Annotated in this window: 19 protein-coding genes; 5 read left to right on the top strand and 14 right to left on the bottom strand. The window is 70.8% G+C overall.

Annotated elements, in window-relative coordinates; translation table 11 throughout:
- The first annotated feature begins 173 nt into the window (after positions 1-173).
- A complete protein-coding gene (locus A5681_RS24225; RefSeq protein ID WP_067281767.1) occupies positions 174-926 on the top strand; it encodes an O-methyltransferase in 753 nt (250 codons plus the stop codon).
- A gap of 72 nt (positions 927-998) precedes the next feature.
- Here A5681_RS24225 and xerD read toward each other — a convergent pair whose 3' ends face one another.
- From xerD to tyrS, 13 genes are all read right to left on the bottom strand, one after another.
- Positions 999-1,940, bottom strand: coding sequence for a site-specific tyrosine recombinase XerD (gene xerD, locus A5681_RS24220; RefSeq protein ID WP_067281763.1), 942 nt, complete (start codon positions 1,938-1,940; stop codon positions 999-1,001).
- The gene (locus A5681_RS24215) at positions 1,937-2,560 is read right to left on the bottom strand and encodes an NUDIX domain-containing protein (protein ID WP_067281760.1); all 624 of its coding nucleotides are present in this window, start codon (positions 2,558-2,560) and stop codon (positions 1,937-1,939) included. The genes xerD and A5681_RS24215 overlap by 4 nt, the downstream gene beginning before the upstream one ends.
- The gene (locus A5681_RS24210; RefSeq protein ID WP_067281756.1) at positions 2,553-4,307 is read right to left on the bottom strand and encodes a CTP synthase; all 1,755 of its coding nucleotides are present in this window, start codon (positions 4,305-4,307) and stop codon (positions 2,553-2,555) included. Before A5681_RS24210 ends, A5681_RS24215 begins: the two co-directional genes overlap by 8 nt.
- 122 nt (positions 4,308-4,429) lie before the next feature.
- Positions 4,430-5,374 (bottom strand): copper transporter, encoded by a 945-nt coding sequence (locus A5681_RS24205; protein WP_067281753.1) that lies wholly within the window; start codon positions 5,372-5,374, stop codon positions 4,430-4,432.
- 8 nt (positions 5,375-5,382) lie between these two features.
- Complete coding sequence (gene steA, locus A5681_RS24200) at positions 5,383-6,564, bottom strand: putative cytokinetic ring protein SteA (protein WP_067281750.1); 1,182 nt, start codon at positions 6,562-6,564, stop codon at positions 5,383-5,385.
- Between the two features lie 150 nt (positions 6,565-6,714).
- A complete protein-coding gene (gene recN, locus A5681_RS24195) occupies positions 6,715-8,472 on the bottom strand; it encodes a DNA repair protein RecN (RefSeq protein ID WP_067281746.1) in 1,758 nt (585 codons plus the stop codon).
- Positions 8,473-9,405 (bottom strand): NAD kinase, encoded by a 933-nt coding sequence (locus tag A5681_RS24190; protein ID WP_156738132.1) that lies wholly within the window; start codon positions 9,403-9,405, stop codon positions 8,473-8,475.
- Entirely contained in the window at positions 9,402-10,262 is an 861-nt protein-coding gene (locus A5681_RS24185) for a TlyA family RNA methyltransferase (RefSeq protein WP_067281743.1), read from the bottom strand. Before A5681_RS24185 ends, A5681_RS24190 begins: the two co-directional genes overlap by 4 nt.
- A gap of 8 nt (positions 10,263-10,270) precedes the next feature.
- Complete coding sequence (locus A5681_RS24180; RefSeq protein WP_067281740.1) at positions 10,271-10,456, bottom strand: hypothetical protein; 186 nt, start codon at positions 10,454-10,456, stop codon at positions 10,271-10,273.
- Between the two features lie 23 nt (positions 10,457-10,479).
- Positions 10,480-11,490 (bottom strand): HAD-IIA family hydrolase, encoded by a 1,011-nt coding sequence (locus A5681_RS24175; RefSeq protein WP_067281737.1) that lies wholly within the window; start codon positions 11,488-11,490, stop codon positions 10,480-10,482.
- Positions 11,487-12,275 carry a tetratricopeptide repeat protein gene (locus A5681_RS24170; RefSeq protein ID WP_082968521.1) on the bottom strand — a complete coding sequence of 263 codons (789 nt, stop codon included), beginning with the start codon at positions 12,273-12,275 and terminating at the stop codon, positions 11,487-11,489. The genes A5681_RS24175 and A5681_RS24170 overlap by 4 nt, the downstream gene beginning before the upstream one ends.
- A gap of 28 nt (positions 12,276-12,303) precedes the next feature.
- Positions 12,304-12,678 (bottom strand): DUF732 domain-containing protein, encoded by a 375-nt coding sequence (locus A5681_RS24165; protein ID WP_067281730.1) that lies wholly within the window; start codon positions 12,676-12,678, stop codon positions 12,304-12,306.
- A gap of 75 nt (positions 12,679-12,753) precedes the next feature.
- Positions 12,754-14,025 carry a tyrosine--tRNA ligase gene (gene tyrS, locus A5681_RS24160; RefSeq protein ID WP_067281727.1) on the bottom strand — a complete coding sequence of 424 codons (1,272 nt, stop codon included), beginning with the start codon at positions 14,023-14,025 and terminating at the stop codon, positions 12,754-12,756.
- A 127-nt stretch (positions 14,026-14,152) separates the two neighbouring features.
- On the opposite strand from tyrS, the gene A5681_RS24155 reads away from it, so the two are divergent.
- Positions 14,153-15,031, top strand: coding sequence for a bile acid:sodium symporter family protein (locus A5681_RS24155; RefSeq protein ID WP_067281724.1), 879 nt, complete (start codon positions 14,153-14,155; stop codon positions 15,029-15,031).
- Between the two features lie 50 nt (positions 15,032-15,081).
- Here A5681_RS24155 and A5681_RS24150 read toward each other — a convergent pair whose 3' ends face one another.
- Positions 15,082-15,693: a DNA-3-methyladenine glycosylase gene (locus tag A5681_RS24150; RefSeq protein ID WP_067281722.1), complete on the bottom strand. Its 612-nt coding sequence runs from the start codon at positions 15,691-15,693 to the stop codon at positions 15,082-15,084.
- A 71-nt stretch (positions 15,694-15,764) separates the two neighbouring features.
- On the opposite strand from A5681_RS24150, the gene A5681_RS24145 reads away from it, so the two are divergent.
- From A5681_RS24145 to A5681_RS24135, 3 genes are read left to right on the top strand one after another with little or no spacing between them, the layout of a single operon-like run.
- Positions 15,765-17,045: an ammonium transporter gene (locus A5681_RS24145; protein WP_067281719.1), complete on the top strand. Its 1,281-nt coding sequence runs from the start codon at positions 15,765-15,767 to the stop codon at positions 17,043-17,045.
- Between the two features lie 31 nt (positions 17,046-17,076).
- Entirely contained in the window at positions 17,077-17,832 is a 756-nt protein-coding gene (locus tag A5681_RS24140; protein ID WP_067281716.1) for an ABC transporter ATP-binding protein, read from the top strand.
- On the top strand, positions 17,766-18,584 hold the full coding sequence (locus tag A5681_RS24135) for an ABC transporter permease (protein ID WP_156738130.1): 819 nt from the start codon (positions 17,766-17,768) through the stop codon (positions 18,582-18,584). The genes A5681_RS24140 and A5681_RS24135 overlap by 67 nt, the downstream gene beginning before the upstream one ends.
- Positions 18,585-18,586 lie beyond the last annotated feature (2 nt).

The following is an 18,586-nucleotide window of genomic DNA, read 5'->3' as shown; positions in this document are numbered from 1 at the left end:
CCAGCATCAGCGGGGAGGCGGTGGGCGGCTTTCAAACTTGATATCGCGGGCGATATCGCGGCGGTACCGCGGCGCCGAGATTGCCGTGACGGTCGCGATTCGCGGTGCCGCGACGACCTTGGCGGCCATCTCGGCGCCCGCTCCCCTGCGGCCGTCCGCACTAATGTGGCGGCATGGACCTCAAGCGACGGATTCCCCTGCTGCGGTGGTCGGTCTGGCGGATGGCGACCGGGGCGCGCAACATCACCACGACCGGTCAGATCGGCGACGGTCGCGAGGCCGCCGCGGTGGACTACGTCCTGCGCAACGCCACCGCCGGCGACGTCGACGACGTGCTGGCCACCATCGACAAGTTCGCCTACGAGAAGTCGATGCTGATCAACGTCGGCGACGAGAAGGGCCAACTCCTCGACGCGGCCGTCCGCCGCGCCGACCCGACGGTGGCGCTGGAGTTGGGCACCTACGTCGGGTACGGCGCGCTGCGCATCGCGAGGGCCGCACCGAACGCCCACGTGTACTCCGTCGAACTCGCCGAGGCCAACGCCGCCAACGCCCGGCGCATCTGGGCCCACGCCGGCGTCGCCGAGCGGGTGACCTGTGTCGTCGGCACCATCGGTGACGGCGGCCGCACCCTGGACACGCTGGCGGGCGAGCACGGCTTCGCACCCGGCGCCCTCGACTTCGTGTTCCTCGACCACGACAAGGACGCCTACCTCGACGACCTGCGCAGCATCATGGCGCGGGGGTGGCTGCACCCGGGCGCGATCGTGGTCGCCGACAACGTCCGGGTGCCGGGCGCGCCGAAGTACCGCGAGTACATGCGCCAACAGCAGGGCAAGCAGTGGAACACCGTCGAGCACAAGGCGCACCTGGAATACCAGTCGCTGGTGTCAGACCTGGTGCTGGAATCCGAGTTTCTGGGCTGAATCGTGGCCGGGCGTCGGCAATTTGGGGCGATTCCGGCGCGATCGGCACGACAAGTCGACGTTCGGCGCGGGCTACTGAGCGCGGGGGTGGGCGCCGGCCCACACCTCGCGCAGCGCGTGCACGGTGACCATCGTGTAGATCTGCGTCGTGGTCACCGAGGCGTGCCCCAGCAGCTCCTGCACCACCCGCACGTCGGCCCCGCCCTCGAGCAGATGGGTCGCGAAGGAATGCCGCAGCATGTGCGGCGAGACGCCCGACGTGATGCCGGCGCGTTCGGCGGCGTCCTGCAGCACCTGCCACGCGCTCTGCCGCGACAGCCGGCCGCCGCGCACGTTGAGGAAGATGGCCGGCGTCCCGCGCCCGCGGCGGGCCAGGTCCGGGCGGCCGCGCACCAGATAGGCGTCCAGGGCCTGCACGGCGGGGCGCCCGATCGGCACCAGCCGCTGCTTGCCGCCCTTGCCGCGCAACAGCACCGACCGGGCCCGGGTGTCGATGTCGTCGACGTCGAGGCCGACGGCCTCCGAGATCCGCGCACCGGTGGAGTACAGGAGTTCCAGCAGCGCCCGGTTGCGCAGCGTGAGCGGGCCGTCGGACGCGCTGTCGCCGCCGGCGCCCTCCAGCAGCGCCAGCACCTGATCGATGGTCAGGCTCTTCGGGAGCCGGCGGCCCGGGGTCGGCGGGCGGACCGCGCGCGCCACGTCCAGCTCGGCGAGCCCCTCGGCGGCGGCGAACCGGTGCAGGCCGCGCACCGCGATCAGGGCCCGCGCCGCCGACACCGCGGACAGCGCGGCGGTCCCCGAGTCGGGGTCGCCGCGGCGCAGCGCCACCAGGAACTCGCTCACATCGTCCTCGCCGACCTTGGCCAAGTCATGAATTCCGCGCTCCGACAGGTGTTTCGAGTAGCGGCGCAGGTCGCGGCGATAGGAGCTCAGGGTATTCGCCGCCACGCCCCGCTCGATCGTGAGGTGGTCGAGGTAGCCCTGCAGTTGAAGGTCCAGGGCCGCCGTCGTCATCGCGCGGCCTTCCGCGCGGCGAACGCCGTCGGCTTGTCGGGCCAGGGGCTGTCCACCGGCCGCGGTTCTGCTACCCCTTCGGTCACCGCGTGCGCGGCCAAAACCCCTGCGATGGCAATGGAATTCACGATCTCGCCGCTGAACACCCGGCGTACCGCCTCGGCGACGGGGAACCATCGCATCGTCATGTCGGCTTCCTCGTGGTGCGCCTCCGGCCGCTCCACCTCGGTCAGCCCGGTGGCCAGGTACACGCGCACCGACTCGTCGCTGAAGCCCGGCGCGGAGTTCAGGTCCACCAGCACCTGCCACGTGTCGGCCCGCAGGCCGACCTCCTCCTGCAGCTCGCGGGCCGCCGTGCGCTGCGGCGGCTCCCCCGCCACGTCCAGCAGCCCGGCCGGAAGTTCCCACAGCCGGCGGCCGAACGCGTGGCGGTATTGGTAGACCATCGCGATGTTGTTGTCGGAGTTGAGCGCCACGATCGCGACCGCCCCGTAATGCTCGACGACTTCACGAACGGCGGTGGCGCCGCCGGGCATGCGCACCTCATCGCTGCGCAGCGCGAAAATCCTTCCGGTGTACAGCGTTTCGGATGACGCCGTCTCGAAATCGTGCTCAGCCACGGGTGGCGGGTTCAGGTAGCGACTGGCTGACGCTGTCCCGCTGCTGCTGGTTGCCGTTGGAGGCGTGCTCGGGGATCTCCACCGGCAGCAGCTCGCCCGACTGGTAGTCCAGCGCCGCCCCGACGAACGCGACGAACAGCGGGTGCGGCCGGGTGGGCCGGCTCTTGAGTTCGGGGTGAGCCTGGGTACCCACGACGAACGGGTGCACCTCGGGCGGGTATTCGACGAACTCCACCAGATGCCCGTCGGGCGAGGTCCCGGAGAACCGCAGGCCGCTCTCGGCGATCTTGTCCCGGTAGGCGTTGTTGACCTCGTAGCGGTGGCGGTGCCGCTCCGATACCTGCGTCGTGCCGTAGGCCTGCGCCACGATCGAATCCGGTTGCAGCACGGCGGGATACGCACCCAGCCGCATCGTGCCGCCCAGATCGGCCTGGCCGGCCACGGCGTCGACCTGGTCGGCCATCGTGGAGATGACGGGATCCGGTGTGTCGGGGTCGAATTCGGCCGAATTGGCCTCGGCCAGCCCGGCCGAGCGCGCGGCCTCGATCACGATGCACTGCAGCCCGAGGCACAGGCCCAGCACCGGCAGCCCGCGCGACCGGGCATACCGGATGGCGCCGATCTTCCCCTCGATCCCGCGGATGCCGAAGCCGCCCGGGATCAGGATGCCGTGCACGTCACCGAGCGCCGCCGCGGCGCCCGCCGCCGTCTCGCAGCCGTCGGAGGCCACCCATTGCATCTCGACCTTGGCGTGGTGCTTGAAGCCGCCGGCGCGCAACGCCTCGGTGACCGACAGGTAGGCGTCGGAGAGCTCAACATACTTGCCCACCAACGCGATTCGCACGGTCTCGTGCGGCTCGTGCACACGGCGCAGCAGGTCGTCCCACTCGGTCCAGTCGACGTCGCGGAACGGCAGGTTCAGCCGGCGCACCACGTAGGCGTCGAGCTCCTCGCGGTGCAACCGCTTCGGGATGTCATAGATCGACGGCGCGTCCGGTGTCGAGATGACGCCGTCGATGTCGACGTCACACATCAACGCGATCTTGTTCTTCAGCGCCTCGGGGACGTCACGGTCGCAGCGCAGGATCAGCGCGTCGGGGGTGATACCGATGCTGCGCAGCGCCGCCACCGAGTGCTGGGTGGGTTTGGTCTTGAGCTCTCCCGACGGCGCCAGGTAGGGCACCAGCGACACGTGCAGGAAGAAGACGTTCTCCCGGCCGAGGTCGTGGCGGACCTGGCGCGCCGCCTCCAGGAACGGCTGCGACTCGATGTCGCCGACGGTGCCGCCGATTTCGGTGATGACGACGTCCGGGCGGTTGCCCTCGGCGTCCGGCTGGGCCATCGCCAGGATGCGGCTCTTGATCTCGTCGGTGATGTGCGGGATCACCTGGACGGTGTCGCCCAGGTATTCGCCGCGCCGTTCCTTGGCGATGACGGTCGAATACACTTGCCCCGTCGTGACATTCGCCGAGCCGGACAGGTCGCGATCCAGGAATCGCTCGTAGTGGCCGACATCGAGATCGGTCTCGGCGCCGTCCTCGGTGACGAACACCTCGCCGTGCTGGAACGGGTTCATCGTGCCCGGGTCCACGTTGAGGTACGGGTCGAGCTTTTGCATCGTCACGTGCAGCCCGCGGGCCGTCAGTAACTGACCGAGGCTGCTGGCGGTGAGACCCTTACCCAACGAGGAAGCCACGCCCCCGCTGACGAAGAGGTGCTTGGTTGCGGATTGCGGGTGCTTTCGCACAGGCGACCTCCGTGAAGACGGGCAGGGCGTCGAATTTTGCTAGCGAATAACTAGTTGGGCCTGCCGACCCACGGAAACCCACCCTAACATCCACGACCGACGTGTCGCGGCGAACACGCCCGCTACTGGGGCACAGTGATCGACGTCGCGCCGTGACCCGTGCCGTATTGGCCCGGGTGACCGCCGCCCAGCAGGTCGTGCAGGCCCAGCACGGCGGTGATCCGGCCCGGCGCGGTGTCCACGTCGTCGACGGTGCTGACCGCGGAGTTCATCCCGGCGTCGGCCCGCGTCACGGCGACGGCGGCGCCCCCGGTGGCCGAGCCGTCCCGGCCGGCCAGCAGGATCCCGGAGCCGTGCGGCGCCATCGCGGCGGCGAACCGGGCGACGCTGGCGCCCTGGTTGCCGGCGTCCTGGGGCAGCGCGCCGCCGGTGACGATCAGGGCGGCGTTCGCCGCGCCCATGTGGTCGCTGGGCTGATAGGTGATGAAACCAGTTTCGCGCAGCGCCGCCAGCACGGTGTCCCGCTGCGGCTCGTCGACCGCCGGGACCGCCGGATTCGCGTTGATCAGCAACGCGATGCCCATCAGGTCGCCGGCCTGCGAGCCCTGGTCGACGAGCTTGGTGCTCAGCTGCTGACCGGCCGGCAGGATCGACGAGTTCACCACGGTCTGCAGTTTCTCCGCGGAATTGGCCTCGACGAACTCGCTTGTCAACGACACGGTTCCGGTCACCGCGCCGCCGGCCTGGCCGATGATCTTCGACACCGAGGCGACGTCGTCGTCCTTGGCGTCCGGGGTGCGGAACACCACGACCGACTTGCCGGCGAGCGCGTCATGCACCATGCGGCCGCCCAGCTGGAGGTCGAAGTTGTTTGCCGCGCTGAGCTTTTCGTTGAGCACGTTCTTCTGATCGTTGAGCCCGTTGATCTGGGTGTGTAGATCCCGCTTCTCGTCACGCAGGCTGGACAGCAGGGTGTCGGACAGGAAGCCGGAACCGAGCACGACTCCCACGGCCAGCGCCAGGAAGACGGCAGCCAGCGATAACGCGTGTTGGCGGAGCGAGATCATTTCCGGCCCTAGCTCACCAGGTGGGCAACCCAGAGGGAGAAGTGGTTCCAGTAGTCGGTGGCCCAGTGCATCACCACGCCGTCGGTGCGCGACACCCACAGGGCGACGATGACGGCGATCAGCATCGTCAGCGCCAGCAGCGCGATCGCGCCCGCCGAGATGTGATTGCGGTACAGGGTGGCCACGGCCTTGGCGTCCACCACCTTCTCCCCGACCCGGAGCCGGGTCAGGAAGGTCGAGGGGTTGCTGTGCGCGCGCGTGCGGTCGAAGAACGTCTCGATGTTGGCGGTGTGGCCGGCGGTCACCAGCAGCGCGGCGCCGTGGTGGTCGGCCAGCAGCAGCGCCAGGTCGATCGCCGAACCCGCCGCCGGGAACGTCATCGCCCCGACGCCGAGATCCTGGATGCGCTCCAGGCCGGGCGCGTGACCGTCGGCGTCGGCGGGCAGCACCACCTGCGCGCCGCACTTGAGGGCGTCGGTGCTGATCTGGTCGGGGTCGCCGACGATCACCTGCGGCCGATAGCCCGCCTTGCGCAACACATCCGCGCCGCTGCCCACGCCGAAGAGCACCGGCTGGTACTCCTTGATGAACGGCTTGAGGGACTTCAGGTCCTCCTCGGCGCTGGGCTCGTCGGCGACGATCACGACGTGCCGGCGGCGCAGGTCGACGTCGATGTCGGGGATCCCGATGCCGTCGATCAGCAGCGGGCTTTCGCTCTTGATGAACTCGATCGTGTTGCCGGCGAACGCCTCCAGATGCGCGGACAGGCCGCTCTTGGCCTCCCGCATCAGGTCGGCGATGTCGTGGTCGGTGCGCTCGGTGCCGCGGACCAGCCGCCGGTCGCCCGAGTACACGCCGCCCTCGTGCAGGCGGATCTTGGCGCCGTCCTTGACCTTCTTGAAGATGTCCGGCCCGGTCTCGTCGATCAGGGTGACCCCGTTGTTGACCAGGACCTCCGGCCCCATGTTCGGATAGCGGCCCGACACCGAGGGCGAGGCGTTGACGACCGCGGCGATATCGGCCTCCACCAAGGCGTCCGCCGTGATGCGGTCCAGATCCAGGACGTCGAGCACCACGATGTCGCCGGGGCACACCCTGCGCAGCAGTCGGTCGATGTTCCGATCCACCCGGGCGGTGCCGACGAGGCCGGGTCGGGCGGTGTTACGGGTAAGCAGGCCTGACATCTTCATGGGGGCGATTCTGTCGGTGATGCGCGAGGGAGGCGTGGAGGCGCGCCGTAACATCAGCCTCAGAAGTTGACTAGAGTCCCATTAGTCACAAGCCGCTAACGGGTTGATCGCGCGCGGGTACACGGGTTGCGCGGCCGCGGGCGGCGGCCGTTAAATCTCGTCCCGCTGCGCCGCGTCGAGCAGTTCGCGGGCGTGCGCGCGGCCGCTGTCGGATTCGCCCAACCCGGCCAGCATCCGCGCCAGCTCGGCGACCCGCTCGTCGCCGCTGACCCGCCGCACCACGCTGGTCCCCTTGGGACCGGCGCTGTGCACCACCAGATGCACGTCGGCGTACGCCGCGACCTGCGGCAGGTGCGTGACCACGATGACCTGATGGGTGCGGGCCAGCCGCGCCAGCCGCCGCCCGATCTGCACCGCCGCCCGCCCGCCGACCCCGGCGTCGACCTCGTCGAACACCATCGTGGTGCCCGCGGCCGAGGCCGCCAGCACCACCTCGAGCGCCAGCATCACCCGGGACAGCTCACCGCCCGAAGCGCTCTTGGCCAGGGGAAGCTGGTCCATCCCGCGGTGCGCCGCGAAACCGAACTCGACCTGGTCGACGCCGTCGACACCCGCTCGGACCAGCTCGCCCGACGGGAGCGCCAGCGCGGCGGGGTCGTCCTTGTCGGCGGCGGCGTCATTGCTCACCTCGATGCTGAACTGGGCGTCGGCCATCGCCAGCCCGGACAGTTCCGCGGTGACCTCCTTGGCGAGCCGCTTTGCGGCCTTGCGCCGAATGCCGCTGAGATCGATTGCGGCTTGGGCTAATTCGCGGGCGAGCTCGTCGACCCGGGCAGCCAGCGCCTGCAGGCCTTCCTCGGAGACGTCGAGCTGGGCCAGGCGTTGGCGCGACTCCGTGGCCCACCGCAACACCCCGTCGACGTCCGCGGCGTACTTGCGGGTCAGCGTGCGCAGCTCGGCTTGCCGGGCCAGCTTGGCCTCCAGCGCGCTGGCGTCGACCGGCAGCTCGTCGAGAAAGGCGCTGAGTTCGCCGGCCGCATCGGCGACGACCGTGAGCGCCTCGCCGACTTGCCCGGCCAGCGACCGCAGCTTCGCGTCGTCTGTCGACTCCAGGGCGGCTCTGGCCCGCCCCAGGCTGTCCGCGGCGCTGTGCCCGGCGGCGTCGCCGTCGTCGGGGGCGCCGGAAAGCGCCGCGTGGGCGGTGACCGCGGCCTCGCGCAGGGTGTCCAACTCGGAGAGCCGCACGATGTCGGCGACCAGCGCGTCGTCCTCGCCCGGTTGCGGGTCGACGGTGTCAATCTCGTTGAGCGCGAACGCCAGTCGGTCGGACTCCAGCGCGAGTTCGCGCATGCGGTTACGGCGGTCGATGAGGTCGTGGCGGGCGCTGAGCCAGGCGTCGCGCAGTTTGCGGTAGCGCTCGAGCGCGGGGCCCGCCTTGGCGAAGCGATCCAGCGCGCCGCGCTGCTCCTCGGGCCGCATCAGCCGCAGCTGGTCGTTCTGCCCGTGCAGGGTGAGCAGCTCCGCGGTGAAATCACCCAGCGACTTGGCGGGCACGCTGCGACCGCCGAGATACGCCCGCGACGGCCCGTCGCGGCTGACCGAGCGCAGCGCGATCACGCTGCCGTCCTCGTCGCGTTCGGCGCCCGACGCGTCCAGCATCCCGTCCAGCAGCGCCACCGCGGCGTCCTCGAGATCCGTTGTGGTGAAACGGCCTTCGACGACGGCCCGGTCGGCGCCGGACCGGACCCGGGTGGCGTCGGCGCGGGCCCCGCCGAGCAGGTGCAGCCCGGTCACCACCATGGTCTTGCCGGCGCCCGTCTCACCGGTCAGCACGGTCAGGCCGCGGTCGAACTCCCCGACCGCTGCGCTGATGGCGCCCAGCGACTCGATGCGGATTTCGGTCAGCATCTACTTTCCACGCCACCCGGTGACCGGCAACCGGAACTTGCGCACCAGCCGGTCGGTGAACGGCGCGCTGTCCAGGCGCGCCCATTTCACCGGTGTGTCGCACCGTCTCACCTCGATCCGGCTGCCCGCCGGGATCAGGATTTCGCGGCGCCCGTCGCAGAACACCAGGGCGTCGTGACCGTCCGCCTCGATCTCGATCGCGATCGTGGCGTCGGGGCTGGTGACCATCGGCCGGCCGAACAGCGCGTGAGCGTTGTTGGGCACCACCAGGATTGCTTCGAGATCCGGCCACAACACCGGCCCGCCCGCGGAGAACGCGTAGGCGGTCGACCCGGTGGGCGTCGACACCAGCACTCCGTCGCAGCCGAACGCCGACACCGGCCGCCCCTCGATCTCGACGACCACTCCCAGCACGCCCAGCCGCGGGCCCTTTTCCAGGCTGACCTCGTTGAGCGCCCAACCGTGCGCGATTTCGCGTCCGCCGGCCCGCACGAGCACGTCCAGCGTCAGGCGGTCCTCGACCCGGTAGTCCTTGGCGACCACGTGGTCCAGCACCCGGTCGATGGCCTCCGCCTCGGCCTCGGCCAAAAAGCCGATGCGGCCGAGGTTGACGCCCAGGACCGGGATCCCGGCGTTGCGGGCCAGTTCTGCCGCGCGCAGGAACGTGCCGTCCCCGCCGAGCACCAGCACCAGTTCGCAGCCGTCGGCGGCCTGCGGGTCCGCGTCGACCACCTCGATCTCGACGCCCATCGCCCGGATGTCGTCGGGGGCCACGTGCAGCGAGCCGCGGTCGACCGCTTCGGCGGACAGCACACGAAGTCCGATATTATTGTCGCCCAACACTTTCTGCACGCGCGCGGCCGTCTCGGTCGCTTCCTCGCGGCCGGTGTGCACCACCATCAGCACGGTGCGCTGCTCGGTCCCCGACGTCACTGCGGGCTCCGTTCGGATTGGCCCGCTTCTCCTCGGGCCGTCCCGGCCCGCATCGTCGACGGGCCCTCACTCACGGCGCGCTGCACCGCCGAAACCAATTCGTCATTCCCCAATCCCGTCTGGCCGCGAAGCAGGAGGAAGTATTCGACATTGCCCGACGGCCCGGGCAACGGGCTGGCGGTGACGCCGACGGTATGCCAGCCCAGCTCCCCCGCGCGGCGCGCCACGCCCAGCACGGCATCGGCGCGCAATCCGGGGTCGCTCACCACGCCGCCGGCGCCGACCTGGCCCCGGCCCACCTCGAACTGCGGCTTCACCATGGGAACGATATCCGCAGTGGGCGAAGCACATCCAACCAACGCGGGCAACACGGTGGCGAGCGAAATGAACGACAGGTCGGCCACGATCAAATCGGCGGGGCCCCCGATCGCCTCCGGCGACAGGTCGCGGGCGTTGGTCCGCTCGACCACGACGACCCGCGGGTCGCAGCGCAGCGACCACGCCAGCTGGCCGTAGCCGACGTCCACGGCGACCACCTCGGCGGCCCCGCGGTCCAGCAGGACTTCGGTGAACCCGCCCGTCGACGCGCCGGCGTCCAGGCAGCGGCGGCCCGCCACCGGAATCTCGAAGGTGTCCAGCGCGCCGATCAGCTTGTGCGCGCCGCGGGACACCCAGCCCCGTTCCCCGTCGTCGGCGACGGTCAGGGCCGCGGTGACGGCGACGGCGGTGCCCGGCTTGCGTGCCGGCAGCCCGTCGATGCTGACCCGGCCGGCGCCGATCAACTCCGCGGCCTGCTGTCGCGATCGCGCGAGGCCGCGCCGAACCAGCTCGGCGTCGACGCGGGCGCGGCGAGACATGCGCGCACTCAGCCCTTCTCCGCCGACTCCAGCGCGGCCAGCAGCACGTCGTGCGCCTCGGAGAGGCGGCGAGCAATGTCTTCGAGCTCGGTCAGCGACGGAGCGTTGTCGGGATTCTCCGGCGTCCCGGGCTCGGGCAGCCGGGCGAGCAGGGCGTCGATTTCGGCACGGATTTCTTCAGGATCGATAGTCATTGCGCTCTTACGCTAGTCACCCGTCAGTCACCGCGCACCAAGGACCAACGCTGCAACGCGGCCCGGGCGCGGTCGTCGGCGGCCCGGATCTCCGGCGGGCTCCCGTCCGTCCGCGCATCCCATACCGCGCCGGCGACCGCCCGCACGATCGAGAGCCCGTCGCCGTCGTCGGGCCCGGCGCCGCGGACGGTCACCGCCTTATCGTCGACGTCGACACGCCAGCCCGGCTGCGGCCCGACGGCCAGCTGCTCGGCGTCGGAGTGCAGCGCGCGCAGGTCGTGGCCGATGTAGGTGGGCCGGCGCACCGGCTCGGCATACACCGCGTCCCGCGCGGAACTGACCCCGGTGAGCACCATCAGGCTGGGCAGCTTGGCCGCGTTGGCGCCCTCGATGTCGGTGTCCAGCCGGTCGCCGACCACCAGGGGCGCGCGGAAATCGCCGCGCGCCGCCGCGTCGGTCAGCAGCCCGGGGGCCGGCTTGCCCGCGACCTGGGGCTCGGCGCCGGTGGCCGCGCGCAGCGCGGCGACGAAGGAGCCGTTCCCGGGCAACAAGCCGCGCTCGGTCGGCAGCGTCGGATCGATGTTGGCCGCAACCCACAGCGCGCCCGACCGGATGGCCAGCGCCGCCTCGGCGAGATCCGGCCAACCGATGGTCATGGACAGCCCCTGCACGACGGCGACCGGGTCGTCGTCGTATTGGCGAACCGGGCGCAGGCCGACGGCGGCGACCTCGTCGGCCAGGGCGTCGGTGCCCACGATCAGCACCGGCGATCCCGGGGCAAGCCGGTCGGCCAGCAAGCGGGCCGCGCTCTGGGCGCTGGTGGCGACGTCGTCGGCGGTGGCGGTGAAGCCGAGCTCGGTCAGGTGCGCCGCGACCTCGCCGGCGCTGCGCGAAGCGTTGTTGGTGACGAAGAACGCGCGGCTTTCGACCTCGGCCAGCGCCTGGACCGCACCCTCGGTGGGCCTGCGCCCGCGAAACAGGGTTCCGTCCAGGTCCAGCAGCAGGCAATCATATTGGCGCGCAACGCTGGTCATCGGGAGCCCAGCTCGCTGACCCGGTCCTCGGCATCGGTGACACCCTCGACGTCGGCGGCGGCCGAGCGCAAAAACCATTGCAGCGCTTCGTCATTGCGGCCCAGCGCGAGCAGCGTATCGGCGTAGGCGTAGAACAACCGCGCCGCCGTCGAGCCCTGACGGCCGGGATCGAGCTGCGGCGTGGACAACACGGTCAGCGCCTGTTCGAGCTGCCCGAGGTCCGCGCGGGCGCCAGCCGCGACGATGCGCAGCTCGTCGGCGTCGTCACCCGCGAGCTGGGCCGCCTCGGGGCCGCGCGCGAGTTCGATGGCCCGTTCCGGACGGCCAAGTCCGCGTTCGCAATCCGCGATCAGCGCGAGCAGGTTGGACTTGCTGCCCATCCTGCGGGCGGCGCGCAACTCGGCCAGCGCCTGCGCCCAGTCGCCGCAGTGATAGGCGGCGATGCCGACGGCCTCACGAATCGCGGCGATCCGGCTGGACCGGGCCCGCGCCGCGCGGGCATGGCTCAGCGCGGCCTCGGGGTCCTCGTCGAGCAGCTCGCCGGCGGCGACCAGGTGGCGCGCCACCGCGTCCGCCGTGGCGCGGTCCAGCGTGCTCAGCTCGCCGCGGATCTCGGGTGCCAGCTGCCGGGCCTCCACGCCCGGCGGAATGGGCGGTCCGGAGTCCGGCGCGCGGTGGCCGTCGGGCTTCTGCGGTTGCGCGGGTCGCGCGCGGCCCGGCCCCGACCAGGACCCGGATGCGCGCGGGCGCCGTTCACCCCGCTGCCGCTGCCTGTCGTCGACCACGCAGCCGAGGATACGGGGGCGTCGGGGGCTAGTACGCCGTGAGCCGGTTCTGCAGCAGCGGCGCGATCACGGCCGGGCAGTAGTTCGCGACGGCGACGATGGTGAACAGGCCGGCCGACTCATAGCCCAGCCCGCTGCGGTTCGACATTTCGGCGGCCACCGAGTCGAAGGACTGGCCCGGCATCACCAGCATCGGGCACACCGACTCGCCCAGCGCCAGCGCGCTGGCCGGGTGGGGATAGGTGATGCCGGCGTTGCTCAGCGCCATCAGGAAGGCGTTCGAGCGCATGTCGGCGCGGACCGGCGCGGCCAGCGGCGCCGCCAGGCCCGCCACACACGCGCCCACTCCGACGAGACGCAGCAGGGCCCACTCCACACGCCTCAGGGATGTCACCGTGACCACCCTGGCCAATGCGGGTCACAGCCGCAACACGGTGCGGTAAAGATTTGCGCACCCACGCGTTTTGCAGGTGCGTTCCTAGACCTTTTCGATCCCGGCGACGGTGCGCTTGCCGCGGCGCAGCACCAGCCAGCGGCCGTGCAGGAAGTCCGACGGCTGCGGCGCCCAGTCCTCGCTGTCCACCCGGGCGTTGTTGACCGACACCCCGCCCTCGCCGATGGTCCGGCGCGCGGCCTTGCGGCTCTCGGAAAGCCCGCTGGCCACCAGCAGGTCGACGATCCCGTCCGGGCTCCCGGGCTTGAGCTCGGCGATCGAAGCCTCGCGCAGCGCCGCCGCCAGCGTCGCCTCGTCCAGGCGGTCCAGTTCGCCCTGCCCGAACAGCGCGCGGCTGGCGTGCTCGACCGCCTCGGTGGCCGCCTCCCCGTGCACCAGCACGGTCAGCTCGCGGGCCAGCCGCCGCTGCGCCGCCCGCTGCTGCGGCCGCTCGGCCGTCGCCTGTTCCAGCTCCGCCAGCTCGTCGGCCGACAGGAAGGTGAACCACCGCAGGTACCGGATCACGTCGGCGTCGGCGGTGTTGAAGAAGTACTGGTACCAGGCGTACGGCGTGGTCATCGCGGGGTCCAGCCACAGGCTGCCGCCGCCGGTGGACTTGCCGAACTTGGTGCCGTCGGCCGCCGTCACCAGCGGGACGGTGAGCGCGTGCACCGTCGCGCCCAGCTTCTGGCGGACCAACCGGACCCCGGCGATGATGTTGCCCCACTGGTCGGAGCCGCCGATCTGCAGCGTGCAGCCGTACCGGCGGTGCAATTCGAGGTAGTCGTTGGCCTGCAGGAGCATGTAGCTGAACTCGGTGTAGGAGATGCCCTCGCCCTCGAGCCGCCGCCGGATGGTGTCGCGATCCAGCATGACGTTGACCGAGAAGTGCTTGCCCAGGTCGCGCAGGAACTCGATCGCCGACAACGGGGCCGTCCAGTCCAGGTTGTCGACGACGATGGCGCCGGTCGGCGACTCGTCGAAGTCGACGAAGCGTTCCAGCTGGCCGCGGATGCGCTCGGTCCATTCGGCGACGGTGTCCGCCTCGTTGAGGGTGCGCTCCCCGACGTCGCGCGGGTCGCCGATCATGCCGGTGGCGCCGCCGGCGAGCACGATCGGCCGGTGGCCGGCCCGCTGGAAGCGGCGCAGCGCCAGCAGCGGCACCAGGTGGCCCGCGTGCAGGCTGGCGGCCGTGGGGTCGAAGCCGGCGTACACCGTCATCGGCCCGCGCTGCGCCTCGGCGGCCAGCGCGTCGAGGTCGGTGGACTGCGCGATCAGCCCGCGCCAGCCCAGCTCGTCAAGGATCCCGGAAGACATCGCCAGCGACTTTAGTCGCTCCCCGGGGCGCGATTCGCCCCCGCGCTGCCCGATAAGGCAAGCTCATGCCCGGCGCGGCGTCGCGCCATCGCCTTCGGCGGTAAGTGCCCCGACAACGCGGAGCGTTATGGACAACCGATTCTGGCCGTTGGTCGTCGCCGTCGTGATGCTCGCCCTCGGGCTCACCCTGACGATCGACGACTTCAAACGGGCCGCCACGCTACGCAAGCCATTGGTGGTTGCGTTGATCTGCCAGTCGCTGCTGCTGCCGGCCCTGTGCCTGGTCATCGCCGAGGCGTTCCATCTCGAGCCCCGCCTGGCGGTCGGGCTGATGCTGATGGCCGCCACCCCCGGCGGGACGATGTCGAGCATCCTGAGCCACCTGTTCAACGGCGACCTGGCGCTCAACCTGACGCTGACCGCGATCAACGCCGTGCTGTCGATCGTCGCGCTGCCGGCGATCCTGGCGGTGTCGATGACCTGGTTCCTCGGCGGGGGCCGGTTTCTGCCGCTTCAGGTGGACAAGTTCTTCACCGTCTTCGACCTGGTGCTGGTCCCGATCGCGGTCGGGGTCGCCTTCCGGCACCGCTTCCCCGAGCTGGCCCGGCGGCTGCAGAAGCCCGTCCGGATACTGGCCTTTGCGCTGCTGATCCTGGCCGTGCTGGGGGCCATCGCCGGAGGGCGGAAGACGCTGTGGCACAACATCGGGGCGTTGACGGCGGCCGTGGTCACGTTCTGCGCCGTCAGCCTGACCGTCGGCTATCTGGCGCCGCGCCTGATGCGGCTGGCCCCGCGGCAGGCCGTGGCGGTCAGCCTGGAGGTCGGCATGCACAATGCCGTGGTCGCGATGGGCGTGGCGCTGAGCCCGCAGCTGCTGAACAGCGCCGAAATGGCCACGCCGGCCGCGCTATACAGCGCCGTCGCACCCCTGCTGGCCGTGACCTTCGTCTTCGTCGCGCGCCGCGTCGACCCCGCGTTCCGGGCCGCCGCGCCCGCGCATACCTAGTCGCTGGTGGCGACCCGCTTCGCCCGGCTACGCCGAGCTCGCGATCGCCACTAGTCGCTGGTGCCGGGGGCCGGCGCGCGCGGGCTGCGCCGGTAGGCCGAGACTTCGGGACGGCCCGCGAGCCACAGCCGCCACGGCCGGTCGGCGGCCTGGCTGACGCCGACGCGCGGACCGGACACGGCGGTCAGCGGCTCGTTGAGTTGCAAGGCCACCGGGCTGGCGGGATCGAAGAGGTCAATCCCGTTGTCGTCCATGGTGATTCCCAGGGCCGAACACAGGTTGCCCGGGCCGCGGGCGAGGGCCGCCGCGCGGACCAGCTCGCCGCGCCGGGCGCGCGCGACGTCGGCGCCGTCCTCGAGGGCGGCCGCCCGCAGCAAGACGGCCGCCGCGGTGCCGTCCGGACCGCACGAGACGTTGGCGCACACGTGGATCCCGTGGCTGCGATAGGTGTAGAGCCGGCCCGGGGGCCCGAACATCACCGCGTTGCGCCCGCTGATCCCGCGATAGGAGTGGGCCGCCGCGTCCGGCCACGGTCCGTCCGGAACGCCGCCATACGCCTCGACCTCGACGACGATGGCGGTCACGCCGCGGCCGACGAGGGTGGCGCCGAGGAGCCGATGCGCCGCCGCCACCGGGTCGACTAACAGCTGGCTTGCGGCCACCCACCGAACCTACCGGCGGCGCTGCCATGGCAATATCCCGGTGTCTTGGGACCAGTGAAGGAGCGCACGTCATGCATCCGATCGACCCCGCCGCCACCGCGTGGCTGCTGGCCAGCACGGCACTCGTCCTGCTGATGACCCCCGGCCTGGCGATCTTCTACGGCGGGATGGTCCGCACCACCGGCGTGCTCAACATGATCATGATGAGCTTCATCTCCATCCCGCTCGTCACGGTGGCGTGGCTGCTGGTCGGCTACACCATCGCGTTTTCCGAGGACGGCGCGGGCGGGTTCCTGGGCAATCTTTCCCACCTCGGGATGCTGGGCATCACCCCGGACACCGTCCACGGGACGGTTCCCGAACTGCTGTTCGCCACCTTCGAGGTGACGTTCGCGATCATCACGGCGGCGCTGGTCAGCGGCGCGATCGCCGACCGCGCCAAGTTCGCGGCCTGGATGGTGTTCGTGCCGGTCTGGGCGGTCGTCGTGTATTCGGTTGTCGCGCATTGGGTCTGGGGACCCGGTGGCTGGCTGGCCAAGCTGGGCGTGCTGGACTACGCGGGCGGCCTGGTCGTGGAGATCGTGTCCGGCGCCTCCGCGCTGGCCCTGGCGCTGGTGCTCGGTCCGCGCATCGGCTTCAAGAAGGACGCAATGCGGCCGCACAATCTGCCGCTGGTGCTGCTCGGGGTCGGCCTGCTGTGGTTCGGCTGGTTCGGTTTCAACGCCGGTTCGGCCCTGGCCGCCAACGGCACCGCCGCGGCCATCTTCCTCAACACGCTCGTCGCCGGCTGCCTCGGCATGCTCGGCTGGCTGTCGGTCGAGCAGATCCGCGACGGCAGGCCGACAACGTTCGGCGCGGCGTCCGGTGTGGTGGCCGGGCTGGTCGCCATCACGCCGTCGTGCGGAACCGTCAACACGCTGGGCGCCGCGGTCGTCGGGTTGGCGGCCGGGGTCGTCTGCTCTTTCGCGATCAGCGCGAAATTCCGCTTCAACTATGACGATTCGCTTGACGTGGTCGGAGTGCACTTCGTCGGCGGCGTCGTCGGGGTGTCGCTGATCGGGTTGCTCGCGACGGCGGTGATGACGGCGGGCCCGCGCGGCCTGTTCTACGGGGGCGGCTTCACCCAGCTGGGCAAGCAGTTGCTCGCGATCGCCGTGGTCGCGCTGTACGCGTTCACGGTGTCGTTCGTGCTCGCCAAGGTGATCGACCGGGTGATGGGCTTCCGGCTGAGCGCGGAAGACGAGACGACCGGGGTCGACCTCACGCAACACGCCGAGACCGCCTACGCCGAGGGTGTGCACGGCCACCTGCCGCTGCGTCGGCCGGGATTGGACGACCGCACCAACCCTTGACAACGCCTCCCCGGAGGACGATATTCATCACATGATGACTTCATCACGTGATGAATTAATCACGGCCCCGGCCGTCCGCATCGAACACCTGCGGGTGATCCGCGGCAAACGCCCCGCCCTGCACGACTTCTCGGTGCAGATAGGGCCCAGCAGCATCACGGGCCTGCTCGGCCCGTCCGGCTGCGGCAAGACCACCCTGATGCGCTGCATCGTCGGCACCCAGATCATCACCTCGGGAACCGTCGAGGTGCTCGGCCACCCGGCCGGGTCCGCGGCGCTGCACCGCCGGGTCGGCTACCTCCCCCAGGATCCGACGATCTACAACGACCTGCGGATCGTCGACAACGTCCGCTACTTCGCCGCGCTGTACGGCTTCGACCACCAGGCCGCCGACGCCGCGATCGAGCGAGTCGGGCTGTCCGACCACCGAACCGCGTTCTGCGGCAACCTTTCCGGCGGCCAGCGCACCCGGGTGTCGCTGGCCTGCGCGCTGGTCTGCCGCCCCGACCTGCTCGTGCTCGACGAGCCCACGGTCGGCCTCGACCCGGTGCTGCGCGCGGACCTGTGGGAGCAGTTCACCGACCTCGCCCGCGCCGGAACCACGCTGCTGGTCTCCAGCCACGTCATGGACGAGGCCGACCACTGCGGCGACCTGCTGCTGATGCGCGACGGCCACCTGCTCGCCCACACCACCCCGGCCCAACTACGAGAGGACACCGGATGCACGTCACTGGAGGACGCGTTTCTGTCCATCATCAAGCGCAGCACCATGCGCCAGGCCGGCTAGGGCTCAAGGGCTACACCGCCACCACGACGCGGATCCTGCGGCAGCTGGCGGCCGACCATCGCAGCGTCGCGATGATCCTGTTCGTCCCCGTCCTGGTGATCACGTTGATGTACTACATGTTTCAAAACGCCCCGCATCGCCCCGGCACCCCGGCACCGTTCAACAACGCCTGCCTGATCCTGCTGGGCCTGTTCCCGCTGTTCGTCATGTTCATCATCACGGCGATCACGATGCAGCGCGAACGGGCCTCAGGGACGCTGGAGCGAATCCTGACCACTCCCCTGCGCCGGTTCGACCTGCTGATCGCCTACGGCACCGCCTTCTCGGTGGCCGCGGCGGCGCAGGCGACCCTGGCGTGCATCGTGTCGTTCTGGTTGCTCGGCTTCGACACCGCGGGCAGCCCGGCGTGGGTGTTCGTGATCGCGATCGTCAACGCCGTCCTCGGCGTCGGCCTCGGCCTGCTCTGTAGCGCGTTCGCGCGCACGGAGTTTCAGGCCGTGCAGTTCATCCCGTTGGTGATGGTGCCGCAACTGCTGCTGGCCGGCATCATCGTGCCGCGGGCGTTGATGCCGCACTGGCTGCAGTGGGTCAGCAACGTGATGCCGGCCAGCTACGCGCTGGAGGCGCTGCAACAGGTCGGTGCGCACCCGCAACTGACCTACATCGCGGTGCGTGACATCGTCGTCGTGCTGGGCTTCGCGCTCGCGGCGCTGTGCCTGGCCGCCGCGACGCTGCGGCGGCGGACCGCCTAGAC

This window comes from Mycobacterium scrofulaceum, from assembly GCF_001667885.1.
GTDB classification, from domain to species: domain Bacteria; phylum Actinomycetota; class Actinomycetes; order Mycobacteriales; family Mycobacteriaceae; genus Mycobacterium; species Mycobacterium scrofulaceum_C.
This window is presented reverse-complemented; position numbering and strand designations above follow the sequence as displayed.

Bases quoted from the DNA above. Each gene is read 5' to 3' on its own strand.
- A5681_RS24225 (WP_067281767.1), top strand. From the start codon at position 174: ATGGACCTCAAGCGACGGATTCCCCTGCTGCGGTGGTCGGTCTGGCGG.
- xerD (WP_067281763.1), bottom strand. From the start codon at position 1,940: ATGACGACGGCGGCCCTGGACCTTCAACTGCAGGGCTACCTCGACCAC.
- A5681_RS24205 (WP_067281753.1), bottom strand. From the start codon at position 5,374: ATGATCTCGCTCCGCCAACACGCGTTATCGCTGGCTGCCGTCTTCCTG.
- steA (WP_067281750.1), bottom strand. From the start codon at position 6,564: ATGAAGATGTCAGGCCTGCTTACCCGTAACACCGCCCGACCCGGCCTC.
- recN (WP_067281746.1), bottom strand. From the start codon at position 8,472: ATGCTGACCGAAATCCGCATCGAGTCGCTGGGCGCCATCAGCGCAGCG.
- A5681_RS24185 (WP_067281743.1), bottom strand. From the start codon at position 10,262: ATGTCTCGCCGCGCCCGCGTCGACGCCGAGCTGGTTCGGCGCGGCCTC.
- A5681_RS24180 (WP_067281740.1), bottom strand. From the start codon at position 10,456: ATGACTATCGATCCTGAAGAAATCCGTGCCGAAATCGACGCCCTGCTC.
- A5681_RS24175 (WP_067281737.1), bottom strand. From the start codon at position 11,490: ATGACCAGCGTTGCGCGCCAATATGATTGCCTGCTGCTGGACCTGGAC.
- tyrS (WP_067281727.1), bottom strand. From the start codon at position 14,025: ATGTCTTCCGGGATCCTTGACGAGCTGGGCTGGCGCGGGCTGATCGCG.
- A5681_RS24155 (WP_067281724.1), top strand. From the start codon at position 14,153: ATGGACAACCGATTCTGGCCGTTGGTCGTCGCCGTCGTGATGCTCGCC.
- A5681_RS24145 (WP_067281719.1), top strand. From the start codon at position 15,765: ATGCATCCGATCGACCCCGCCGCCACCGCGTGGCTGCTGGCCAGCACG.
- A5681_RS24140 (WP_067281716.1), top strand. From the start codon at position 17,077: ATGATGACTTCATCACGTGATGAATTAATCACGGCCCCGGCCGTCCGC.
- A5681_RS24135 (WP_156738130.1), top strand. From the start codon at position 17,766: ATGCACGTCACTGGAGGACGCGTTTCTGTCCATCATCAAGCGCAGCAC.